The following is a 15,588-nucleotide window of genomic DNA, read 5'->3' on the forward strand; positions in this document are numbered from 1 at the left end:
ACACCGGGGTCGTCCTTCGAGCTACAACCCAAGCCAAATATAATAATTAAGAAGAAAGTAAGGTATGAGTGAAATAAATATAAGTGCTGCAGCAGTTAAAGAATTAAGAGAAAAAACCGGTGCAGGTATGATGGATTGCAAAAAAGCATTAATAGAAACCAGCGGTAATTTTGAAGAAGCCATTGATTTTCTTCGTAAGAAAGGTTTAGCTGCTGCTGCAAAGAAAGCCGGACGCATTGCTTCTGAAGGTTTAACGGCTGCAAAAGTTGATGGGCTTACCGGAGTGGTAATTGAAGTAAATTCCGAAACGGATTTTGTTGCTAGAAATGAGCAGTTTCAGGATCTAGTTAAGGATATTGCAAATCTTGCAGTAATTGCAAAAACTATAGACATGCTAAAAACATTTAAAATGCAAAGCGGTAAATCAGTTGAAGAAGAAATTATAGAAAATATCGCTACAATCGGTGAAAATTTAACATTACGTCGTATGGATATATTAGAGATATCTGAAGGAGCAATCGGTTCGTATGTGCATAATGAAGTTGTACCGAATTTAGGAAAAATTTCCGTATTAGTAGGTCTTGCGTCTAACGCAAAAGATAAAGCAAAACTAGAAGCTTTAGCTAAACAAATTGCTGTTCATGTAGCAGGAAATAACCCGCAAAGTATAGATGATTCAAGCTTGGATCAAGCACTCGTAGAGCGTGAGAGAAAAGTATTTTTTGAAAAATCTAAAGAAGAAGGAAAGCCTGATAATATTATAGCAAAAATGGTAGAAGGTAGAATACGTAAATTCTTCTCGGAAGTTGTATTACTTCAGCAAAATTTCTTATTTGAACCTAAACTTACCGTTGCGGAAGTAATGAAAAATGCTGAAAAAGAACTCGGTGCAGAAATTAAAATTGCCAAATTTATTAGATACGAACTTGGTGAAGGTATAGAACACGAAGAAAAAAACTTTGCCAATGAAGTAGCTGCCATTACGCAAGGTTAATGGGCTTGTTTCATAGCTTCAATGTCATTCCCGCGTGGATACCAAATCGTCATTGTGAGCATGCGTTGTTGTGCAGACACAATTCTATCCTGTCATCCCGCGACTTGATCGCGGGATCCAGTAAAAATATAAAAACACCTAATACTAGTTATTTTTATGAATACCGTGGTCAAACCACGGTATGACACCGAATACGTTTTTCTATCGACGCAATAATACCTTCCCATGGTCAATTGAACTAGGTGACAGTAAAAAACTCGTGAATACTCACTCACACCTTTTCAAAGCAAACAAAGGCGAATTTAGGATAAGTGCTTATTCTAAACTCGTATTTATAATATCTCTCTCACTACAAAACTATCTATTAATAAATAATTTTCGGTTTTTTACTTTATAATAAAAGATTTATATTGACTTAATCATAGAAAATCATACATTAATTGTTATTATTAGTTTAAATGAAGAGCATTTTATGTCAAGGACACAAGAGGAATATGCTACACAAATTTATGCTGCCGAAGAGCATCATAGGAGACAAGCTAATTATAGTGATAATGATGCCGAATTGCTTGAAGTTATTATAGTATGTGCCGGTTATGCATGTTATAAAGCAGTAGAAGGGGCAGTAAAAGTTACCGTCACAGGAAGTAAAATTATAGAAAACGCCTATAAGATAGGAAGTGGACAAATAGCAGTACTCGGTACTGATGCTGAAAGTAAAATAACTTATATAACAAAGCATCCTTCGTCTCGAGGTAATACGAGTACTCCCACTCAGTCGATGACAACTAATCGTGTAGATCCTTTAGAGCAAACTTCCCCTAATACTCCTACCTCTAAAAGAGAAAAGGCTAAAATATACGGAAAAAAACTGGTAGATAGTGCAAAGATTGGAGCTAAAACCCTTTCAAACGCTTATAAAGTGACAATCGGTACAATAGAAGTCGTCGGTCCAGGAAGTGATTTTTAACAGCACCGGTAAGGAAAAATTTATATTTTCTGAACCTACTAAGCTTAAAGTTGTTCAAAAAGAATTTAAAACCGAAAACGGTTATAAGTGCGGTATTGTGTTGGAAGAGACAATTGAAGCTTCCTTAACATTAAGATTAAATAACAAGCGTATAGTTAAGATTAAAGAATTTAGAAGCATGATTGTCCCTGATACTACAGAAGATACAGGAGAAACTTTTGATATTTCGCTAATTTTAAAATATTCTGATGGCGCAAATATGCCTAAAGCAGATCCTGTTTTTTTAAAGATACATTACGGTAGGGACGGAAAATTAAATAAGTTATCGTTGCCAAACCCACCTATAATTTTTCATAACCAAAATGGTATCCGGCCTTAACCGTTTATAAAGGTGAATGATGTTCTTTGCCTATAAATAGTGGGTATTATAGGTATTTGAATAAGAAAATACTAGAAAATAACGGAAGTATAGAAATCAGTCACGTAGATCCTGAATTTACTATAGAGCTTTTAGGAGAATAAGAGTTTTTAGTTAAATTCTATCAAAGAAACTTCGTAATTACGTTTAAATATTCATCTAGGACTTTTTGGTTGTCCTTAATAAATTTTAAAGCATTTTCGCGGTAAGCTGTAAGTTCTAGAGCATTATTAGAGCTGAGTAGATATGTTAGTTTAGTTAGTAAATCTTCACCGTTTTTGATTTGGATAGCTGCTTCATTTTGCAGTACGCCTTTAGCGATATCGGTGTTTTTGCTCATATCGGGACCGAATATAATACAATTAGAGAAATATGCTGCTTCTAAAATATTATGCCCGCCTTGTTTAAAAGAACCGCCGATAAAAGAAATTGTAGCTACAGAAAAAAATAGTCCCATTTCGCCGAACCTATCAACTATATAAAGATCATCGCTTAAAACAGGTAAATCATTCTGCGACTTAGCGGTAGCGGATAAATTATGTGACTTACAATTATCGATAATTGATTTAACTCGCTCAGGATGTCTTGGAATTAAGATAATATAGCAGTCTAAAAACTGCTCTTTTAGGTTTTTGATTATAGGCAAAATCACCTCTTCATCTTCGGGGTGAGTGCTGGTAAATAGCACGACTCGCTTATTGTCTAAATGTAAGCTTAATTTTGATAACTCTTCTTGATTAACCGGAAGTTTTTCGTTGGCAAATTTAATATTGCCTAAATTCACTGCATCTGATACGCCAAGTTCATTGAATTTTTGTAAGTCACATTCGCTTTGCACGATAATTTTACTGCAATTTTTGAGAATAAGCTGAAAAAAGCTTTTTCTTTGTAGCCAAGCTTTAAACGATTTATCGGAAATACGAGCATTAACTAGTAGTAATTTACACTGCTTTGCTCCCTCATTAATAGTACACGGCCATAATTCCGATTCTATAAAAATGCCTAAATCAGGTTGCCAATTTCTTAAAAATTTTCGAGTAAAAATAATATTATCTATCGGTAAAAATTGGTGAACTGCTATTTTAGGTAATTTGGCAGTTAATATTTTAGCGGAGCTGTTAGTCCAAGAAGTTACTAGAAAACGAACTTTAGGATAGCGTTTACTTATATTATGTATTAATGTTAAAGCTACCATAGACTCGCCAATGCTTGCTGCATTAATCCATATCAGCCTTTGTGCATCACTTGCTTCTAAAGGTAATTTATACGTTGATCCTAACCCTTCATCCTCACGTATTAGTGTATACGCTGTGGTTCGCAGTGAAGTGTCTCCTTTAAATTCCTCTTTATTAGCGGACGTTTGCATGGAATCGTCTTGTCTGTGTTTGCCAATAGCAAAACGCTCTTGGATGCGTCTTATATCTTCTTTACCTATTAATAAACGTATAAGAATTATGATAAAATAAACAGGTAATAATATAAAGCTTAAAGCATAATATAATAACATCATTTCTTTAAACTTTCTGTTAAGCTTGCTAATTGTTTTTCAAGGTTTATATGGTTTTGTATTTTATCATTTGTGAGTTCTAAAGGCGAGCCAACTATGATTTTAATGGTACCAAACGGTAGGGGTATTATTAATTTATCCCAACTTTTTAATCTGAAACATCTAGAAGTGGAGCTGACTATAGTAATAAGTTTTGTGTTGTATCTATAGGCAATTTCGGTAATACCGCTATTTACTTTATATACCGGTCCTTTAGGACCGTCCGGCGTGACTATTATATTTGCACCTTGAGATAACTTACCTATAATATTACGTAAAGCTCCAATTGGATTTTTATTAGTAGAACCTACTATCACTCTGCAACCGAATTTTCCTACTAGATCGTTTAAAATTTTTCCGTCTAAATGCGGTGATATTAAAGCATAGATATTTCTATGTCCTATAAACATAGACGGACTTAAGGCAAGCATATTATGCCAAAATGCAAAGATTACCCCTTGTTCGTTTAGGAATTTTTCCTTATTGCCGTTATCGTAAAATATAAATTTCTGCTTTGAAGTAAAGTAAACAAAACGCAAATACCAATATAGTAAAATAGTAATTATACTAAGTACGTATTTATTATTTTTTAAAAATTTTTTAAAAACTTTCCGCATTATTTTTTTGTTGGTTTAGGTGGCTTTTTAACTTTTCCGTCATTGCGAGGAAATTACGAAGTAAGTGACGAAGCAATCTCAGGATATTTGACGAAATTGTCACGCAGCCTATGGCTGCTCGCAATGACGATTTGGTATCCATGCAAAGCCTTAAGCAGGAATGACATCAATTGTTCTCTCAATTCTAATACAAGCTTTTTCTAGCTCTTCCATAGAGGTAGCATAAGAGATTCTAAAATATCCCTCTAAGCCGAAAGCGATACCAGGTACTACGGCAACTTTTGCTTCTTCAAGTAAATATTCGGCAAAATCATTACTATTTGCAATAATTGTTCCTGATTTAGTTTTATGCCCAAATATTTTATCGCATTTAACAAATAAGTAAAACGCCCCTTCCGGCTTATAGCATTCAAAATATTTTACTCTTTTCAAAATTGATAAAGCAAGATCACGCTTTTTTTGACAATTTAAAGCATTAGGCTTTATATAATCTTGAGGACCGTTTAATGCTTCAATAGCAGCCATTTGACTTATTGAACAAGGGTTTGAAGTACTTTGCGACTGAATAATAGTCATTGCTTTAATCAAAGTTTTAGAGCCTGCACCGTAGCCTATACGCCAACCCGTCATAGAATAAGCTTTAGATACTCCGTTTACGGTAAAGATTCTCTTTTTTAAATCAGGTGCTATTTGGGCTAATGTATAAAATTTAAAATCATCAAAAGTAATGTGCTCGTAAATATCATCGGACATTACGTTTACATGTGAATATTTTCTTAAAACTTTAGCAATATTTTCTAGTTCTTCAAAATTATAGCTTGCACCTGTTGGATTACTAGGTGAGTTAATAATAAGCCACTTAGTTTTATCCGTAATTGAACGTTCTAAAGCTTCTGCACTTAATTTAAAGCTATGTTCAATTCCGCAATTTACAAAAACAGGTGTTCCTGCGCTAAGTGCAACCATATCAGGATATGAAACCCAATAGGGTGCTGGAATAATTACCTCATCCCCTTGGTCTAAAGATGCCATAAACAAATTATATATAACTTGTTTACCGCCGGTGCTTACTATTATTTCATCAAGTTCGTAATCTATATTATTTTCACGTTTGAATTTGTCTTTTATTGCTTGCTTTAAAAGAGGCATACCCTCAACGTTAGTATATTTAGTAAAGTCGTCTTTAATCGCTTTAATCGCCGCTTCCTTAATATTGTCAGGCGTATCAAAATCAGGCTCACCGGCACCGAGTGTGATAATATCAACTCCCGCTTTTTTAAGTTCAAGAGTGTTTTTAACGACTGCAAGGGTCGGCGACGGTTTTATAGAACTTAGCCTCGTAGAAATAATTGACATAATTTGAGTCCGTATTAAATGAAAGTTACAATTATATATTATAATTTGTTTAGTATTGACAGAAATATATTAGTCTATGTTCGTGGTTAATTCTACGTGACCATAAACCTGATAATATATGTTTTAAAGATTCGGGCTTACCTATACCTGTAACCGGTGCTTCTTGGATATTTTTTATTAGAAGTTTAATACGTTCATATTTGTTAATATCGTATTTTTTCCAATACGCTAAATCCTCCGCTGCTTCTAGTATCTACTCAATCTCAATCATCTAAATTAACTTTAGCAAACTCTCCTCTTTTTGCTTGTTCGATAGATTTTTTTATTCGATTCGCATTAGCCCCAGATTAGATAATAAATATAATGTTTCTTTTGTAGATTCATATTCTTCTTCGGTTAAAAAAATAATATTATTATGATTCTTTCTTTTAATTAAGATAAGGGGCATGATCGTTTTCTACGGTATTTAGTACAGAGCTTAAGTTTTTTCTAAATGAAGTGCTGCTAATTGAGTTCAGGAGCTACCTACTGATGTACATATAATAACATGTACATCCTAGCTTCAATACCATTAATTCACAAGTAAAAGTATTATTTTATTTAAAAATTTATCAAGATATGCTTTATTATAGTAAGTAATATTAATTTAGTAATTAAACTATGCGCGGTAAAATAAAAGACAAAATCAAACATTATTGCTTAACTATAATAAATGTACCGAATTTTATTAAGAATAAAATTTTAGAATTTAAAAATTATATAAGTGATTGTAAATATAAATTTTCTCATTTAACCGAAACTAATTATCAACTTGGACTCGATCATTTATATAGAGGTAATTTAAATGATGCATTACTTAGGTTTAAACTAGTCGATAAATTTTTTAATCCTAATGATTCTAAAGTATATTCTCAACTCGGATGGGTTTATTTTTTAAAAAATAATTACAGGCAAGCTATAGAATATTTAGAAAAATCTAATGAAAAATATAAACCTATATTTATAAATTTTTTGAAAAATTATAAGGGTATTACTGAAATACCTCAAGAAATTTGTGGAAAATATCGTGATTTAACTGCACAATATTATCCTACTATTTTTAATAACGATAAAGATATCCATCTTCCGTATATGTTTGTTAATGAAGCACTTAAGCAGATATCTGATTTACCGGATAATTACTCTATTTTGGAACTGGGAAGTAATATAGGGCTTGTAGGTTATGAAATACAAAAACGTTTTCCGGAACGTTTGACTTTAACCGGTGTAGAAGTTTCTGCTTTAATGAATAAGTTACAAGCAACATATTACCCGAACACTAAAATTTACGATCAAATATATAATATTGCTATCGATGAATTTTTAAAACAAAACTCTAATAAATTTGATATTATTTTTAGTTTTTGCGGATTATCGTTTACTAACAATTTAATAGAATATTTTAATTTAATATACTCATCTCTTAATAAACAAGGGTATTTTGCCCTTTGTTTACCGAATGCGACGAAGACACAATTTTCAGTAAAACGCAAAGAATTTATTTTTAACTTGAATGAAATAAATAATTTTTTACAAAAAAATAATTTTACTATATTAACTTCGGAAGAAATAATACTAGCGGAAAACAATAAATATAGTATTATTGTTTGTAAGAAAACAGCATAAATCAATGAGAATATTAATTATATTATCCATTATTTTATGTTCATTATCGATAAGAGCTGATCTTGAATATGTTGATAATGAAATATATAACTATAATGGTGGAAGCAATGAAAACGGTTGCGTGGAAGTTTATGATCCATATGAGAAATTTAACCGTAAAGTGTTTGTATTTAATTCTGTGTTAGATTATATAATATTGCGTCCTTTAGCGATAAGTTATAAGAACATCACGAATGATTACGTAAAAGCACGCGTTAATACTTTTGTCAGTAATGTCGATACACCGCTTACGGCGGTAAATTACGGGCTTCAGTTAAATTACGATAAAACTATGAAAAGCGTTTGGCGGTTTCTCATTAACACGACGCTTGGCATAGGCGGTTTATTTGACGTGGCAGGTAAAGTAGGTTTGCCGTCTGATCGTCAAACTTTCGGTAGTACCCTCGCACATTATGGAGTTGTCCCAGGTCCTTATTTAGTATTGCCGATAATCGGTAGTACTAACGCAAGAGATATGATGGATTCGGTAATTACTAATTATGCTCTTAATCCATTAATGTACTACACTCATAATGATTTTGACTTAGGAGTACTAGCAGTTAGTAAAATAAACGATCGATATGTTGTATTACCGTTTAGTGATTATGTGATGAAGAATTCTACCGATCCTTATGTGGCTATTAGATCAGCATTACATCGTGTTCGTGAAGCATCGGTTCAATATCCTGAAAATTTTAAATGTCCTAAACCCAAGAATTAATGAAATTAAAGAGGATTATATGCAAAAAATTATTACAGGTTTATTTTTATTAGTTATGACGTTTTACGCTTATTCTAATGAAAAAGTGCCTGCCGGTTTGAACAGTTACGTTACTAATTTAGTAAATGAAACTTCTAGTATATTAAACGATAGTAAGTTATCTGAGCGAGTAAAAATTGCTAAAGCACGTGAGTTAATGTCTCAGAACCTAGATTTTGATTGGATGGCTAAATATACATTAGGCAGAAATGGGATAAAAACTTTATCAGGTGGGCAGGTTCAGGAATTCATCAAAGTTTACTCTAAATATGTTACTAAATCTTATACTGATTTAATAAAAGATTATAAAGGCAAACAGCCTAAAATAGTAGGAGTTCGTCCTTTAAGCTCAACCGATTTTATGGTTGCTATGAATATCATTAGTAATAAAGAGCAAGACCCTATTAAAGTAGAATATCTTGTACGTGAAATGAAAGGAAACGGAAAAGACGTTTTTAAAGTTTCTGATATAATTACGGAAGGTGTAAGTCTTATTGGAGCTCAACAAGACGAGTTTACTGATACTTTAAAACATCAAGGCTTTAAGGCACTAATACAAAAATTAGAAAGTCGTTCTTAAGCTTATTTCACTTTCATCTTAAATCGTCATTGTGAGGAGGTATTGTTGCGTAGACACCTCGTCGTCATTGCAAGGAAATTGCGTAGCAATTGACGAAGCAATCTCAGGAGTTTGTTATTATTGCATGAGATTGCCACGCAGTCTACGACTGCTCGCAATGACGATTAGATATCCACGCAACAAAGCCCGCTCGCTAATAGCGTTAAACAACATAAATCACTCACATGAAAATCTTAGCAGGCAAGTAGTAATAAGTTACTTGCAACGTGTTTAGCTATAGCATTAAATATTAAATATATTGAGCCGAAAATTACCTATTTCAATGATTCCGAAATAAAAGTAGAAATTCAAAAATCGTTTCATAATGAAGATATAATCATAGTACAATCCACATCAAAACCCGTTAATGATCGCTTAATTGAGTTGTTTTTGCTAGTAGATGCAGCAAAACAAGTGGGAGCACAAATCGAATAATTTTAGTAATGCCTTATTTTGGTTATGCAAGGCAAGATAATATAAATTCTCAAAATATAATTCCTGCTAAGTTAATAGCAGATTTTTTAGAGAAGCTCGGAGTAAACCATGTAATTACTATTGATTTACACTCCGATAAAATAGAGAAATTTTTTAATATTCCTGTTTCTAATCTTGAACCTATAAATTTATATATCCCGTTTTTAAGCACTTATAGCAATTTCGTTATAGTTACACCTGATAAAGGAAGTATCAATCGAGTTCAAAAAATTAGTAATTTACTAAATATAGATTCAGCTTATATAAACAAAGAAAGGGATATAAATAATAATTGCGAGATTGATATCAATCACAAGTAGTGTAGAGGGCAAAAATTGCATATTAATTGATGATATTATAGATAGTGGAGAAACAATCGTAAAAGCAGCGAGATTTTTAAAAGAACATTCGGCTTTATCGGTTAGTGCTTTTATAACTCATGCAGTGTTTTCTGCCGGCCGGTTCTAAAAATTCGATAATAGACCTCTTGGAGAACGAAGCTAATAAAAGAGGAGTTTATAGGAAACACGGAACGCAGCACCGCAGTGTACACTTTAGTACGTGAGGATGTGAGTACTGGATTGACGTACAAATTACCTTTAGAAGCAAGTTATGCAAGAGGTCTAATAGACAATATTTTTATCACGGATACTAAAAACAAGTGACTTATCTACAAAATTTCATATAATACCCGTATTGTCTATCATCGTAAAGGAGTTAATAAATATACTATGAGCTTGTGTACTGTAGAAATAAATCTATCTACAATAAAAAATAATTACCTTTTATTACAAGATATTTGTAAAACCTCATTAGTCGGTGCTGCTGTTAAAGCTAACGGTTACGGTCTTGGAGCAGTACAAATTTCTAAAGCTTTAATAGAAGAAAATTGTAGGCATTTTTTTGTGGCCTCAAGTGAAGAAGGAATGAATTTACGCAACGCTTTAGGATTAGATGTTAATATTTTAGTTCTTAACGGCGTTTTTGAACATGATGCTTTAGAGCTGATAGAATATAATTTAACACCTGTCCTAAATAACTTAAAACAAATAGAAACTTGGCAAAAATTTAGTAATTTGAAAAACCGATTATTGTCTTGTTATTTACATTTCAATACGGGGATTAATCGTCTTGGCTTAAGCTCTGATGAGATAGAGCAACTCATTAATGATCGTGATTTGTTAAAAGGGCTAGATTTACAATATATTATAAGCCATCTAGCTATATCCGAGGAAATAGATAATCCTTATAATCTAAAACAATTAAACAGATTTAAAGCTTATTTACAATATTTCCCAAACGTCAAAGCAAGCCTTGCTAATTCCGGCGGCATATTTTTAGGACAGGATTACCATTTTGATTTAGCAAGACCAGGGGCAGCCTTATATGGTCTTAATCCCTTAACAAAGAATCCCGTAACCTTAAAAGCTCCTATAATTCACTTACAGAATTTGACACTAGATAGCCATATCGGTTATAATATGACTTTTACAACTAAGCGTGATAGTATCATTGCAACGTTACCGCTTGGTTATGCCGATGGGTTTAGTCGTAATTTTAGCAATCAAGGCGAAGTATTTATTAACAGTCGCAGCGTTTCTATAGTAGGGCGAGTATCGATGGATTTAATAAATATCGATGTTACCGATCTACCACCATCCGAGATTTTTCTAGGGCAGGAAGCAGAAATTATCGGAAATTATTGCACGCCCGATAAAATAGCGAGTATTATAGGTACTATCGGGTATGAGGTATTAACTAACCTTGGTAGTAGATATAAAAGAAAGTATATCGGGTAGATATCTGTGTCATACCATGGCTTGACCACGGTATCCAGAAAAAAATTAAAAAAGACTGGATCCCGCGATCAAGTCGCGGGATGACATTAGAGGTTACTGGATTCCTGCTTGCGCAGAAATGACATAGCGTGCAGAAATGACATAGCGTACTTAAATTAAATAGAAAAAATACAAATGTTATTCAATATAGCTAATTCGGTCGGTAAACGTACTGTAAAGTTTGCACAAAGTGTAGGTAGTTTTTCTCTATTTAGCTTTGTTGCCGTTAGCAGTATCATAAGACCGCCTTTATATTTGAGTTTAATTATCAGACAATTATTATTTATCGGGTTTCACTCGCTTCCGGTTGTTGCGATGACGACTTTTTTCTCAGGGGCGGTACTTGCATTACAGAGCTATATCGGTTTTTCCCGTTTCTCAGCTGAAAGCTCTATTGCAACGGTAGTAGTATTGTCGCTGACTAGAGAGCTTGGACCTGTCTTAGCTGGACTAATGGTAGCGGGAAGAGTTGGGGCATCAATCGCCGCCGAAATAGCCACAATGAGAGTAACGGAGCAGATAGATGCTTTATATACTTTATCTACCGATCCTATTAAATATTTAGTTTTTCCAAGAGTAATAACAGCTATTATTACAATGCCTTGTCTTGTTTTAATCGGGGATATAATTGGTGTTATGGGCGGTTATTTGGTAGGGGTATGTAAACTTGATTTTAATAGTGCAGCTTATTTAACCAGTACTTTTCAGTATTTAGAACCGATTGACGTAATTTCCGGTCTTGTTAAAGCGGGAGTTTTTGGGTTTATTATTTCTATAATAAGTTGCTATAGCGGCTATTATTCAGGTAAAGGGGCTAAGGGAGTTGGAAGAGCAACTACCTCGGCAGTAGTGAATTCTTCTATCCTTATCTTAATCAGTAATTATTTAATAACCGAATTATTTTTTAAAGTATAGGTGTATACTCGTTTGATTTGAAAAATTGGTTTTGTTGTTTTATATTTTTTGATCCTCACGTACGTTTATGTACGCTGCAGTCAAAAAATATAAAACAACAAAACCAATTTTTCAAATCAAACGAGTATACAGTTTTTTTGTTTATTTGGAGTATGCATGAGTGTAGAAGAATTTAAAATTAAAATTCGGTCATTATATAAATCATTTGCTAATCATAAGGTGTTAGACGGAATAGATTTGGATGTAAAAAAGGGCAGTTCATTAGTGATTTTAGGTGGTTCTGGTAGTGGCAAATCAGTTCTAATTAAAAATATAGTAGGATTGATTAAACCTGATAAAGGTAAAATTTTTATTGATAATGTAGAAATCCAAGATATCTCAAGTAAACAAAAATTTGAGATTATGGATGGTATAGGTTTTTTATTCCAAGGCGGAGCATTATTTGACTCCTTAAATATACGTGATAATATTACTTTCGAGACTAAAAAATTATCTAAGAAAGAAAAAAACGACCTGGCCGGTGCAAAGCTTAATGCCGTTGGTTTATCTCCTAGAATACTCGAGCTTTACCCTGTCGAATTATCGGGAGGAATGCAAAAAAGAGTAGCCCTTGCTAGGGCTATTTGTAGTACACCGTCGATTTTATTTCTTGATGAACCGACCACAGGGCTTGATCCTATCATGGCAAATGTTATCAACGAATTAATTATAAAAATCCAAGAAGAGTTAGAGGCAACTACGATTACTATAACTCATGATATGATTAGTGCCGCAAAAATAGCTAAAGAAGTAGCTATGATTTATCAAGGAAAAATTAAATGGTACGGTAGTAAAGATGAAATGCGTAATAGTGATAATCCTTATTTAAAACAATTTATAAATGGATTAACTACTGGGCCTATTATAGAGGTATAAAATGTTTAAGAACTTATTATGTATAATAATATTTCTAGGTATAAATCTCAATGTTTATGCTATAAATGCTAGCTCTTATACGACAGATGATATAATAAAAATAGTAATTATTCTTGGAATAGTTATTTTAATTTTTAGTCCTGCAAAATTCCGTATAATCGTTATCGGTACTATGTTAGGCTTGTCTTGTGCCTATTTCACGTATAAATACATCGTACCTATCTTTATTTCTTTACTAAATGGACCATAAAGATAAATATTGCTATTAGTGACGCCCCACATCTCAGCTATTTTCTCTTCTAATAGTATCAATTTAATATTCTACAATTAATCTAAAGCTCTAACTCCCCCGTGATAGCCATCTAATTCAAAAGAATTGGGATATATGTTTTTATATGCATCTAAACCTATTATATTAATAATATTAGTATTATTATCAATACCATTTAAAGTAGTACGAATATCTTCCAAGTATTTAGATGATTCAGGCGAATCATTACCTCCAATTATTCGTACTTTTATTAAATCTTGTTCTATCAATTCATTCTGATTAAAGTCAGTAATTAATTGCTCTAACTGTTGTGAATTAATATTTCTAGCTAATGCTATTTTATTGCATTTTACGGAAAAGAAACTACAGGCAATCTCTTCATTTAAATCTTTAGTATAAATTACTAAATCATCATTTATATAAAAAATTTTATATTCTTGTGAGTTAATTTCAATTTGCATAGTTTATTTACTTTGTTGATTATTTTTGTGTAAAGCAATATTTTTATTGGGAAGAGTATAGCTAGGTGCAGCTATTTTTGTCTTAGTACTTATATTTTTTTAATATCTTATCACTTGTTAAGTTTAATTTTGGTTCATTTTTTGTTTTATTACTACTAAAAATATTTATGAACAAATCTTTTATTTTTTGTACACTTTTTTGTATCCAGGATTTTTTAATATTACTATCTTGTTGGTAGGTAGAATGAATAAGTGCTAATGTTTTATTAATTTCTGAACGTACACTTTCCAACGGATTTAAATTGTTAGATAATAAATAATCAGTTTTAGCTATTAAATTATTTACAATTTTTGTTTGTTCTTGATCCTTTAGATTCAATTCGTGAACTCAATGACTAATATTTTTAGTTACTACATTTTTTACTAATTTTGGATTAGTTTTTTGAATTTCCTCTGCTATTTTAGTAAGTGGTCTTGATATTTGATTAGATTGCCATGTGTCCATAGAATTAGGATTTTGATTAGATCCTAATAAATATTGCTGAATAATATGTTTTTGTTGAATTTCATTTAAAGAGCGATTAGGCATATTTTTATTTTTAGTAAAATCAAAAGCTTTATAAAGTACAGGAGTATTACTTCCTATACTTAAATGTACTTGTCTAGCAGTGGTTGTTTTATCCTCTCTATCCGGAACAGTTACCTGTTATTGGATCAAATATAATTCCTAATGGGGCTCCCTTGTCTTCTATATCTGCAGATTTTATATTTACGTTAAAGTGGTTAGTTAATTCTTGTGTTACTTTACGAATATTACCATCTGATACCGAAATTGATACTGCAGATCTATCACGCCCTCCTACTAAATAAGCTTCTAATTGAGTATTAGGAGGAAAGTTGCTTATTACATCATGTGTTAAAGAACCAGCATCAGTAAACCTGTCAACATAGGCTAATGCAGTTTTTTTAGTTAATGGATCATGTAAAATTATAGCAACGCATTGTTGAATGTTATCAGTGCCTATCTTTTCTTTATTAGAAAAACCAACTTTATGCTGTTCCACACGAACAGCTTCATAATCAACTATACCTTGCTGTAATGAGTAAGCATATGCATACTGCGCTATTGAATTTTCTTTACGGTTTTGAGTTTTATAAGCAGCTCCTAAAGCTAATCTTGCCATTAATTCTTTAGTTTGGCTAATGTTCCTTGTGGTTGATGTGCAGTGACTAATTCTTTGTATGAATTTTCGACATTATAATATTGTTTTGCTTCAAAAGAATTCTCTATGCTATCTTGAAATTGTTGAATAGCATTATCAAACAGTCCTAGCTGTTGATAGCTACGTCCTATCATAGTGTTAATATAGGAAAGTAGGAAAGAAAATTACTGTCAGTTTGACCTATAGCAATTTGTTCAGCTTGTTATAGTTGTTTAAGAGCAACAAGATGATTATCTATATAATTTTAATCCTTCATTATACAAAAAGCTGCTTGATTATGATCAATTTGCTCCTTTGTACTTAATGGTTTTGGATTAAGATTACTAATATATTCAGGAAAACTTGAAGGCAACTCGCCTAATTTTTTAATTAGTCCGGTGATATTACCTTGAACTGGCTTCCCATTAATAAGCATAGATTTATAATAGTTTAATTAATTTATATTTTTATATAAAACTCTGTTATTTAATAAAAATCAAGCATTAGCTAATACTTAGCTACAAAATA

The 15,588-nt window shown here is 32.1% G+C and carries 23 protein-coding genes and 1 pseudogene; 14 read left to right on the plus strand and 10 right to left on the minus strand.

Translation table 11 applies throughout. From position 1 onward, the window contains the following. Positions 1-64 precede the first annotated feature (64 nt). From tsf to ABVF33_RS05135, 3 genes are all read left to right on the plus strand, one after another. The gene (gene tsf / locus ABVF33_RS05125) at positions 65-994 is read left to right on the plus strand and encodes a translation elongation factor Ts (protein WP_499706522.1); all 930 of its coding nucleotides are present in this window, start codon (positions 65-67) and stop codon (positions 992-994) included. 472 nt (positions 995-1,466) lie between these two features. Continuing rightward, the gene (locus ABVF33_RS05130; RefSeq protein ID WP_499706523.1) at positions 1,467-1,964 is read left to right on the plus strand and encodes a hypothetical protein; all 498 of its coding nucleotides are present in this window, start codon (positions 1,467-1,469) and stop codon (positions 1,962-1,964) included. Beyond that, positions 1,954-2,343 (plus strand): hypothetical protein, encoded by a 390-nt coding sequence (locus tag ABVF33_RS05135; RefSeq protein WP_499706524.1) that lies wholly within the window; start codon positions 1,954-1,956, stop codon positions 2,341-2,343. Before ABVF33_RS05130 ends, ABVF33_RS05135 begins: the two co-directional genes overlap by 11 nt. Positions 2,344-2,506: 163 nt before the next feature. On the opposite strand, the gene waaA is transcribed toward ABVF33_RS05135, so the two are convergent. From waaA to ABVF33_RS05155, 4 genes are all read right to left on the minus strand, one after another. After that, positions 2,507-3,892, minus strand: coding sequence for a lipid IV(A) 3-deoxy-D-manno-octulosonic acid transferase (gene waaA, locus ABVF33_RS05140; RefSeq protein WP_499706525.1), 1,386 nt, complete (start codon positions 3,890-3,892; stop codon positions 2,507-2,509). Then, the gene (locus ABVF33_RS05145; RefSeq protein WP_004996752.1) at positions 3,889-4,545 is read right to left on the minus strand and encodes a lysophospholipid acyltransferase family protein; all 657 of its coding nucleotides are present in this window, start codon (positions 4,543-4,545) and stop codon (positions 3,889-3,891) included. Before ABVF33_RS05145 ends, waaA begins: the two co-directional genes overlap by 4 nt. 150 nt (positions 4,546-4,695) lie before the next feature. Next, the gene (locus ABVF33_RS05150; protein WP_499706526.1) at positions 4,696-5,901 is read right to left on the minus strand and encodes a pyridoxal phosphate-dependent aminotransferase; all 1,206 of its coding nucleotides are present in this window, start codon (positions 5,899-5,901) and stop codon (positions 4,696-4,698) included. A 49-nt stretch (positions 5,902-5,950) separates the two neighbouring features. Continuing rightward, on the minus strand, positions 5,951-6,154 hold the full coding sequence (locus tag ABVF33_RS05155; RefSeq protein ID WP_499706645.1) for a Txe/YoeB family addiction module toxin: 204 nt from the start codon (positions 6,152-6,154) through the stop codon (positions 5,951-5,953). 407 nt (positions 6,155-6,561) lie between these two features. Between ABVF33_RS05155 and ABVF33_RS05160 the strand changes: the two genes are divergently transcribed. The 11 genes and pseudogenes from ABVF33_RS05160 to ABVF33_RS05210 all read left to right on the plus strand — a co-directional run bounded on the left by ABVF33_RS05160 (position 6,562) and on the right by ABVF33_RS05210 (position 13,376). Next, complete coding sequence (locus tag ABVF33_RS05160) at positions 6,562-7,566, plus strand: methyltransferase domain-containing protein (RefSeq protein ID WP_499706527.1); 1,005 nt, start codon at positions 6,562-6,564, stop codon at positions 7,564-7,566. A gap of 4 nt (positions 7,567-7,570) precedes the next feature. After that, positions 7,571-8,326, plus strand: coding sequence for an MlaA family lipoprotein (locus ABVF33_RS05165; protein WP_499706528.1), 756 nt, complete (start codon positions 7,571-7,573; stop codon positions 8,324-8,326). 19 nt (positions 8,327-8,345) lie between these two features. After that, positions 8,346-8,945, plus strand: coding sequence for an MlaC/ttg2D family ABC transporter substrate-binding protein (locus tag ABVF33_RS05170; protein WP_499706529.1), 600 nt, complete (start codon positions 8,346-8,348; stop codon positions 8,943-8,945). 297 nt (positions 8,946-9,242) lie between these two features. Continuing rightward, a complete protein-coding gene (locus ABVF33_RS05175) occupies positions 9,243-9,419 on the plus strand; it encodes a ribose-phosphate pyrophosphokinase-like domain-containing protein (protein WP_499706646.1) in 177 nt (58 codons plus the stop codon). Between the two features lie 8 nt (positions 9,420-9,427). Next, complete coding sequence (gene prs / locus ABVF33_RS05180; protein WP_146708811.1) at positions 9,428-9,778, plus strand: ribose-phosphate diphosphokinase; 351 nt, start codon at positions 9,428-9,430, stop codon at positions 9,776-9,778. After that, positions 9,759-9,926, plus strand: a complete 168-nt coding sequence (locus tag ABVF33_RS05185) for a phosphoribosyltransferase family protein (RefSeq protein WP_026054928.1) — start codon at positions 9,759-9,761, stop codon at positions 9,924-9,926. The genes prs and ABVF33_RS05185 overlap by 20 nt, the downstream gene beginning before the upstream one ends. Before the next feature lie 7 nt (positions 9,927-9,933). Then, a pseudogene (locus tag ABVF33_RS05190) lies at positions 9,934-10,078 on the plus strand (palindromic element RPE1 domain-containing protein); the annotation flags it as partial. A 111-nt stretch (positions 10,079-10,189) separates the two neighbouring features. Then, complete coding sequence (locus ABVF33_RS05195) at positions 10,190-11,257, plus strand: alanine racemase (protein WP_499706530.1); 1,068 nt, start codon at positions 10,190-10,192, stop codon at positions 11,255-11,257. A gap of 174 nt (positions 11,258-11,431) precedes the next feature. Continuing rightward, a complete protein-coding gene (locus ABVF33_RS05200; protein WP_499706531.1) occupies positions 11,432-12,211 on the plus strand; it encodes an MlaE family ABC transporter permease in 780 nt (259 codons plus the stop codon). A 156-nt stretch (positions 12,212-12,367) separates the two neighbouring features. Then, on the plus strand, positions 12,368-13,126 hold the full coding sequence (locus ABVF33_RS05205) for an ABC transporter ATP-binding protein (protein WP_499706532.1): 759 nt from the start codon (positions 12,368-12,370) through the stop codon (positions 13,124-13,126). Position 13,127: 1 nt separating this feature from the next. Further along, a complete protein-coding gene (locus ABVF33_RS05210) occupies positions 13,128-13,376 on the plus strand; it encodes a DUF5510 family protein (RefSeq protein WP_499706533.1) in 249 nt (82 codons plus the stop codon). A 77-nt stretch (positions 13,377-13,453) separates the two neighbouring features. On the opposite strand, the gene ABVF33_RS05215 is transcribed toward ABVF33_RS05210, so the two are convergent. The 6 genes from ABVF33_RS05215 to ABVF33_RS05240 all read right to left on the minus strand — a co-directional run bounded on the left by ABVF33_RS05215 (position 13,454) and on the right by ABVF33_RS05240 (position 15,496). Then, positions 13,454-13,666 (minus strand): hypothetical protein, encoded by a 213-nt coding sequence (locus ABVF33_RS05215; RefSeq protein WP_499706647.1) that lies wholly within the window; start codon positions 13,664-13,666, stop codon positions 13,454-13,456. A gap of 274 nt (positions 13,667-13,940) precedes the next feature. Next, the gene (locus ABVF33_RS05220) at positions 13,941-14,237 is read right to left on the minus strand and encodes a hypothetical protein (RefSeq protein ID WP_499706534.1); all 297 of its coding nucleotides are present in this window, start codon (positions 14,235-14,237) and stop codon (positions 13,941-13,943) included. 9 nt (positions 14,238-14,246) lie between these two features. After that, on the minus strand, positions 14,247-14,447 hold the full coding sequence (locus ABVF33_RS05225; RefSeq protein WP_499706535.1) for a hypothetical protein: 201 nt from the start codon (positions 14,445-14,447) through the stop codon (positions 14,247-14,249). Positions 14,448-14,544: 97 nt separating this feature from the next. Next, complete coding sequence (locus ABVF33_RS05230; protein WP_499706536.1) at positions 14,545-15,042, minus strand: hypothetical protein; 498 nt, start codon at positions 15,040-15,042, stop codon at positions 14,545-14,547. Next, positions 15,042-15,215, minus strand: a complete 174-nt coding sequence (locus ABVF33_RS05235; protein ID WP_016769858.1) for a hypothetical protein — start codon at positions 15,213-15,215, stop codon at positions 15,042-15,044. Before ABVF33_RS05235 ends, ABVF33_RS05230 begins: the two co-directional genes overlap by 1 nt. Before the next feature lie 110 nt (positions 15,216-15,325). Continuing rightward, the gene (locus ABVF33_RS05240; protein WP_014410348.1) at positions 15,326-15,496 is read right to left on the minus strand and encodes a hypothetical protein; all 171 of its coding nucleotides are present in this window, start codon (positions 15,494-15,496) and stop codon (positions 15,326-15,328) included. Positions 15,497-15,588: the final 92 nt, after the last annotated feature.

Source organism: Candidatus Rickettsia barbarica, assembly GCF_041477405.1.
Taxonomy (GTDB): Bacteria; Pseudomonadota; Alphaproteobacteria; order Rickettsiales; family Rickettsiaceae; genus Rickettsia; species Rickettsia rickettsii.

Coding starts and splice junctions, on each gene's coding strand:
- tsf (WP_499706522.1), top strand. CDS start 65: ATGAGTGAAATAAATATAAGTGCTGCAGCAGTTAAAGAATTAAGAGAA.
- ABVF33_RS05130 (WP_499706523.1), top strand. CDS start 1,467: ATGTCAAGGACACAAGAGGAATATGCTACACAAATTTATGCTGCCGAA.
- waaA (WP_499706525.1), bottom strand. CDS start 3,892: ATGATGTTATTATATTATGCTTTAAGCTTTATATTATTACCTGTTTAT.
- ABVF33_RS05145 (WP_004996752.1), bottom strand. CDS start 4,545: ATGCGGAAAGTTTTTAAAAAATTTTTAAAAAATAATAAATACGTACTT.
- ABVF33_RS05150 (WP_499706526.1), bottom strand. CDS start 5,901: ATGTCAATTATTTCTACGAGGCTAAGTTCTATAAAACCGTCGCCGACC.
- ABVF33_RS05160 (WP_499706527.1), top strand. CDS start 6,562: ATGCGCGGTAAAATAAAAGACAAAATCAAACATTATTGCTTAACTATA.
- ABVF33_RS05165 (WP_499706528.1), top strand. CDS start 7,571: ATGAGAATATTAATTATATTATCCATTATTTTATGTTCATTATCGATA.
- ABVF33_RS05170 (WP_499706529.1), top strand. CDS start 8,346: ATGCAAAAAATTATTACAGGTTTATTTTTATTAGTTATGACGTTTTAC.
- prs (WP_146708811.1), top strand. CDS start 9,428: ATGCCTTATTTTGGTTATGCAAGGCAAGATAATATAAATTCTCAAAAT.
- ABVF33_RS05195 (WP_499706530.1), top strand. CDS start 10,190: ATGAGCTTGTGTACTGTAGAAATAAATCTATCTACAATAAAAAATAAT.
- ABVF33_RS05200 (WP_499706531.1), top strand. CDS start 11,432: ATGTTATTCAATATAGCTAATTCGGTCGGTAAACGTACTGTAAAGTTT.
- ABVF33_RS05205 (WP_499706532.1), top strand. CDS start 12,368: ATGAGTGTAGAAGAATTTAAAATTAAAATTCGGTCATTATATAAATCA.
- ABVF33_RS05210 (WP_499706533.1), top strand. CDS start 13,128: ATGTTTAAGAACTTATTATGTATAATAATATTTCTAGGTATAAATCTC.
- ABVF33_RS05225 (WP_499706535.1), bottom strand. CDS start 14,447: ATGCCTAATCGCTCTTTAAATGAAATTCAACAAAAACATATTATTCAG.
- ABVF33_RS05230 (WP_499706536.1), bottom strand. CDS start 15,042: ATGGCAAGATTAGCTTTAGGAGCTGCTTATAAAACTCAAAACCGTAAA.
- ABVF33_RS05235 (WP_016769858.1), bottom strand. CDS start 15,215: ATGATAGGACGTAGCTATCAACAGCTAGGACTGTTTGATAATGCTATT.
- ABVF33_RS05240 (WP_014410348.1), bottom strand. CDS start 15,496: ATGCTTATTAATGGGAAGCCAGTTCAAGGTAATATCACCGGACTAATT.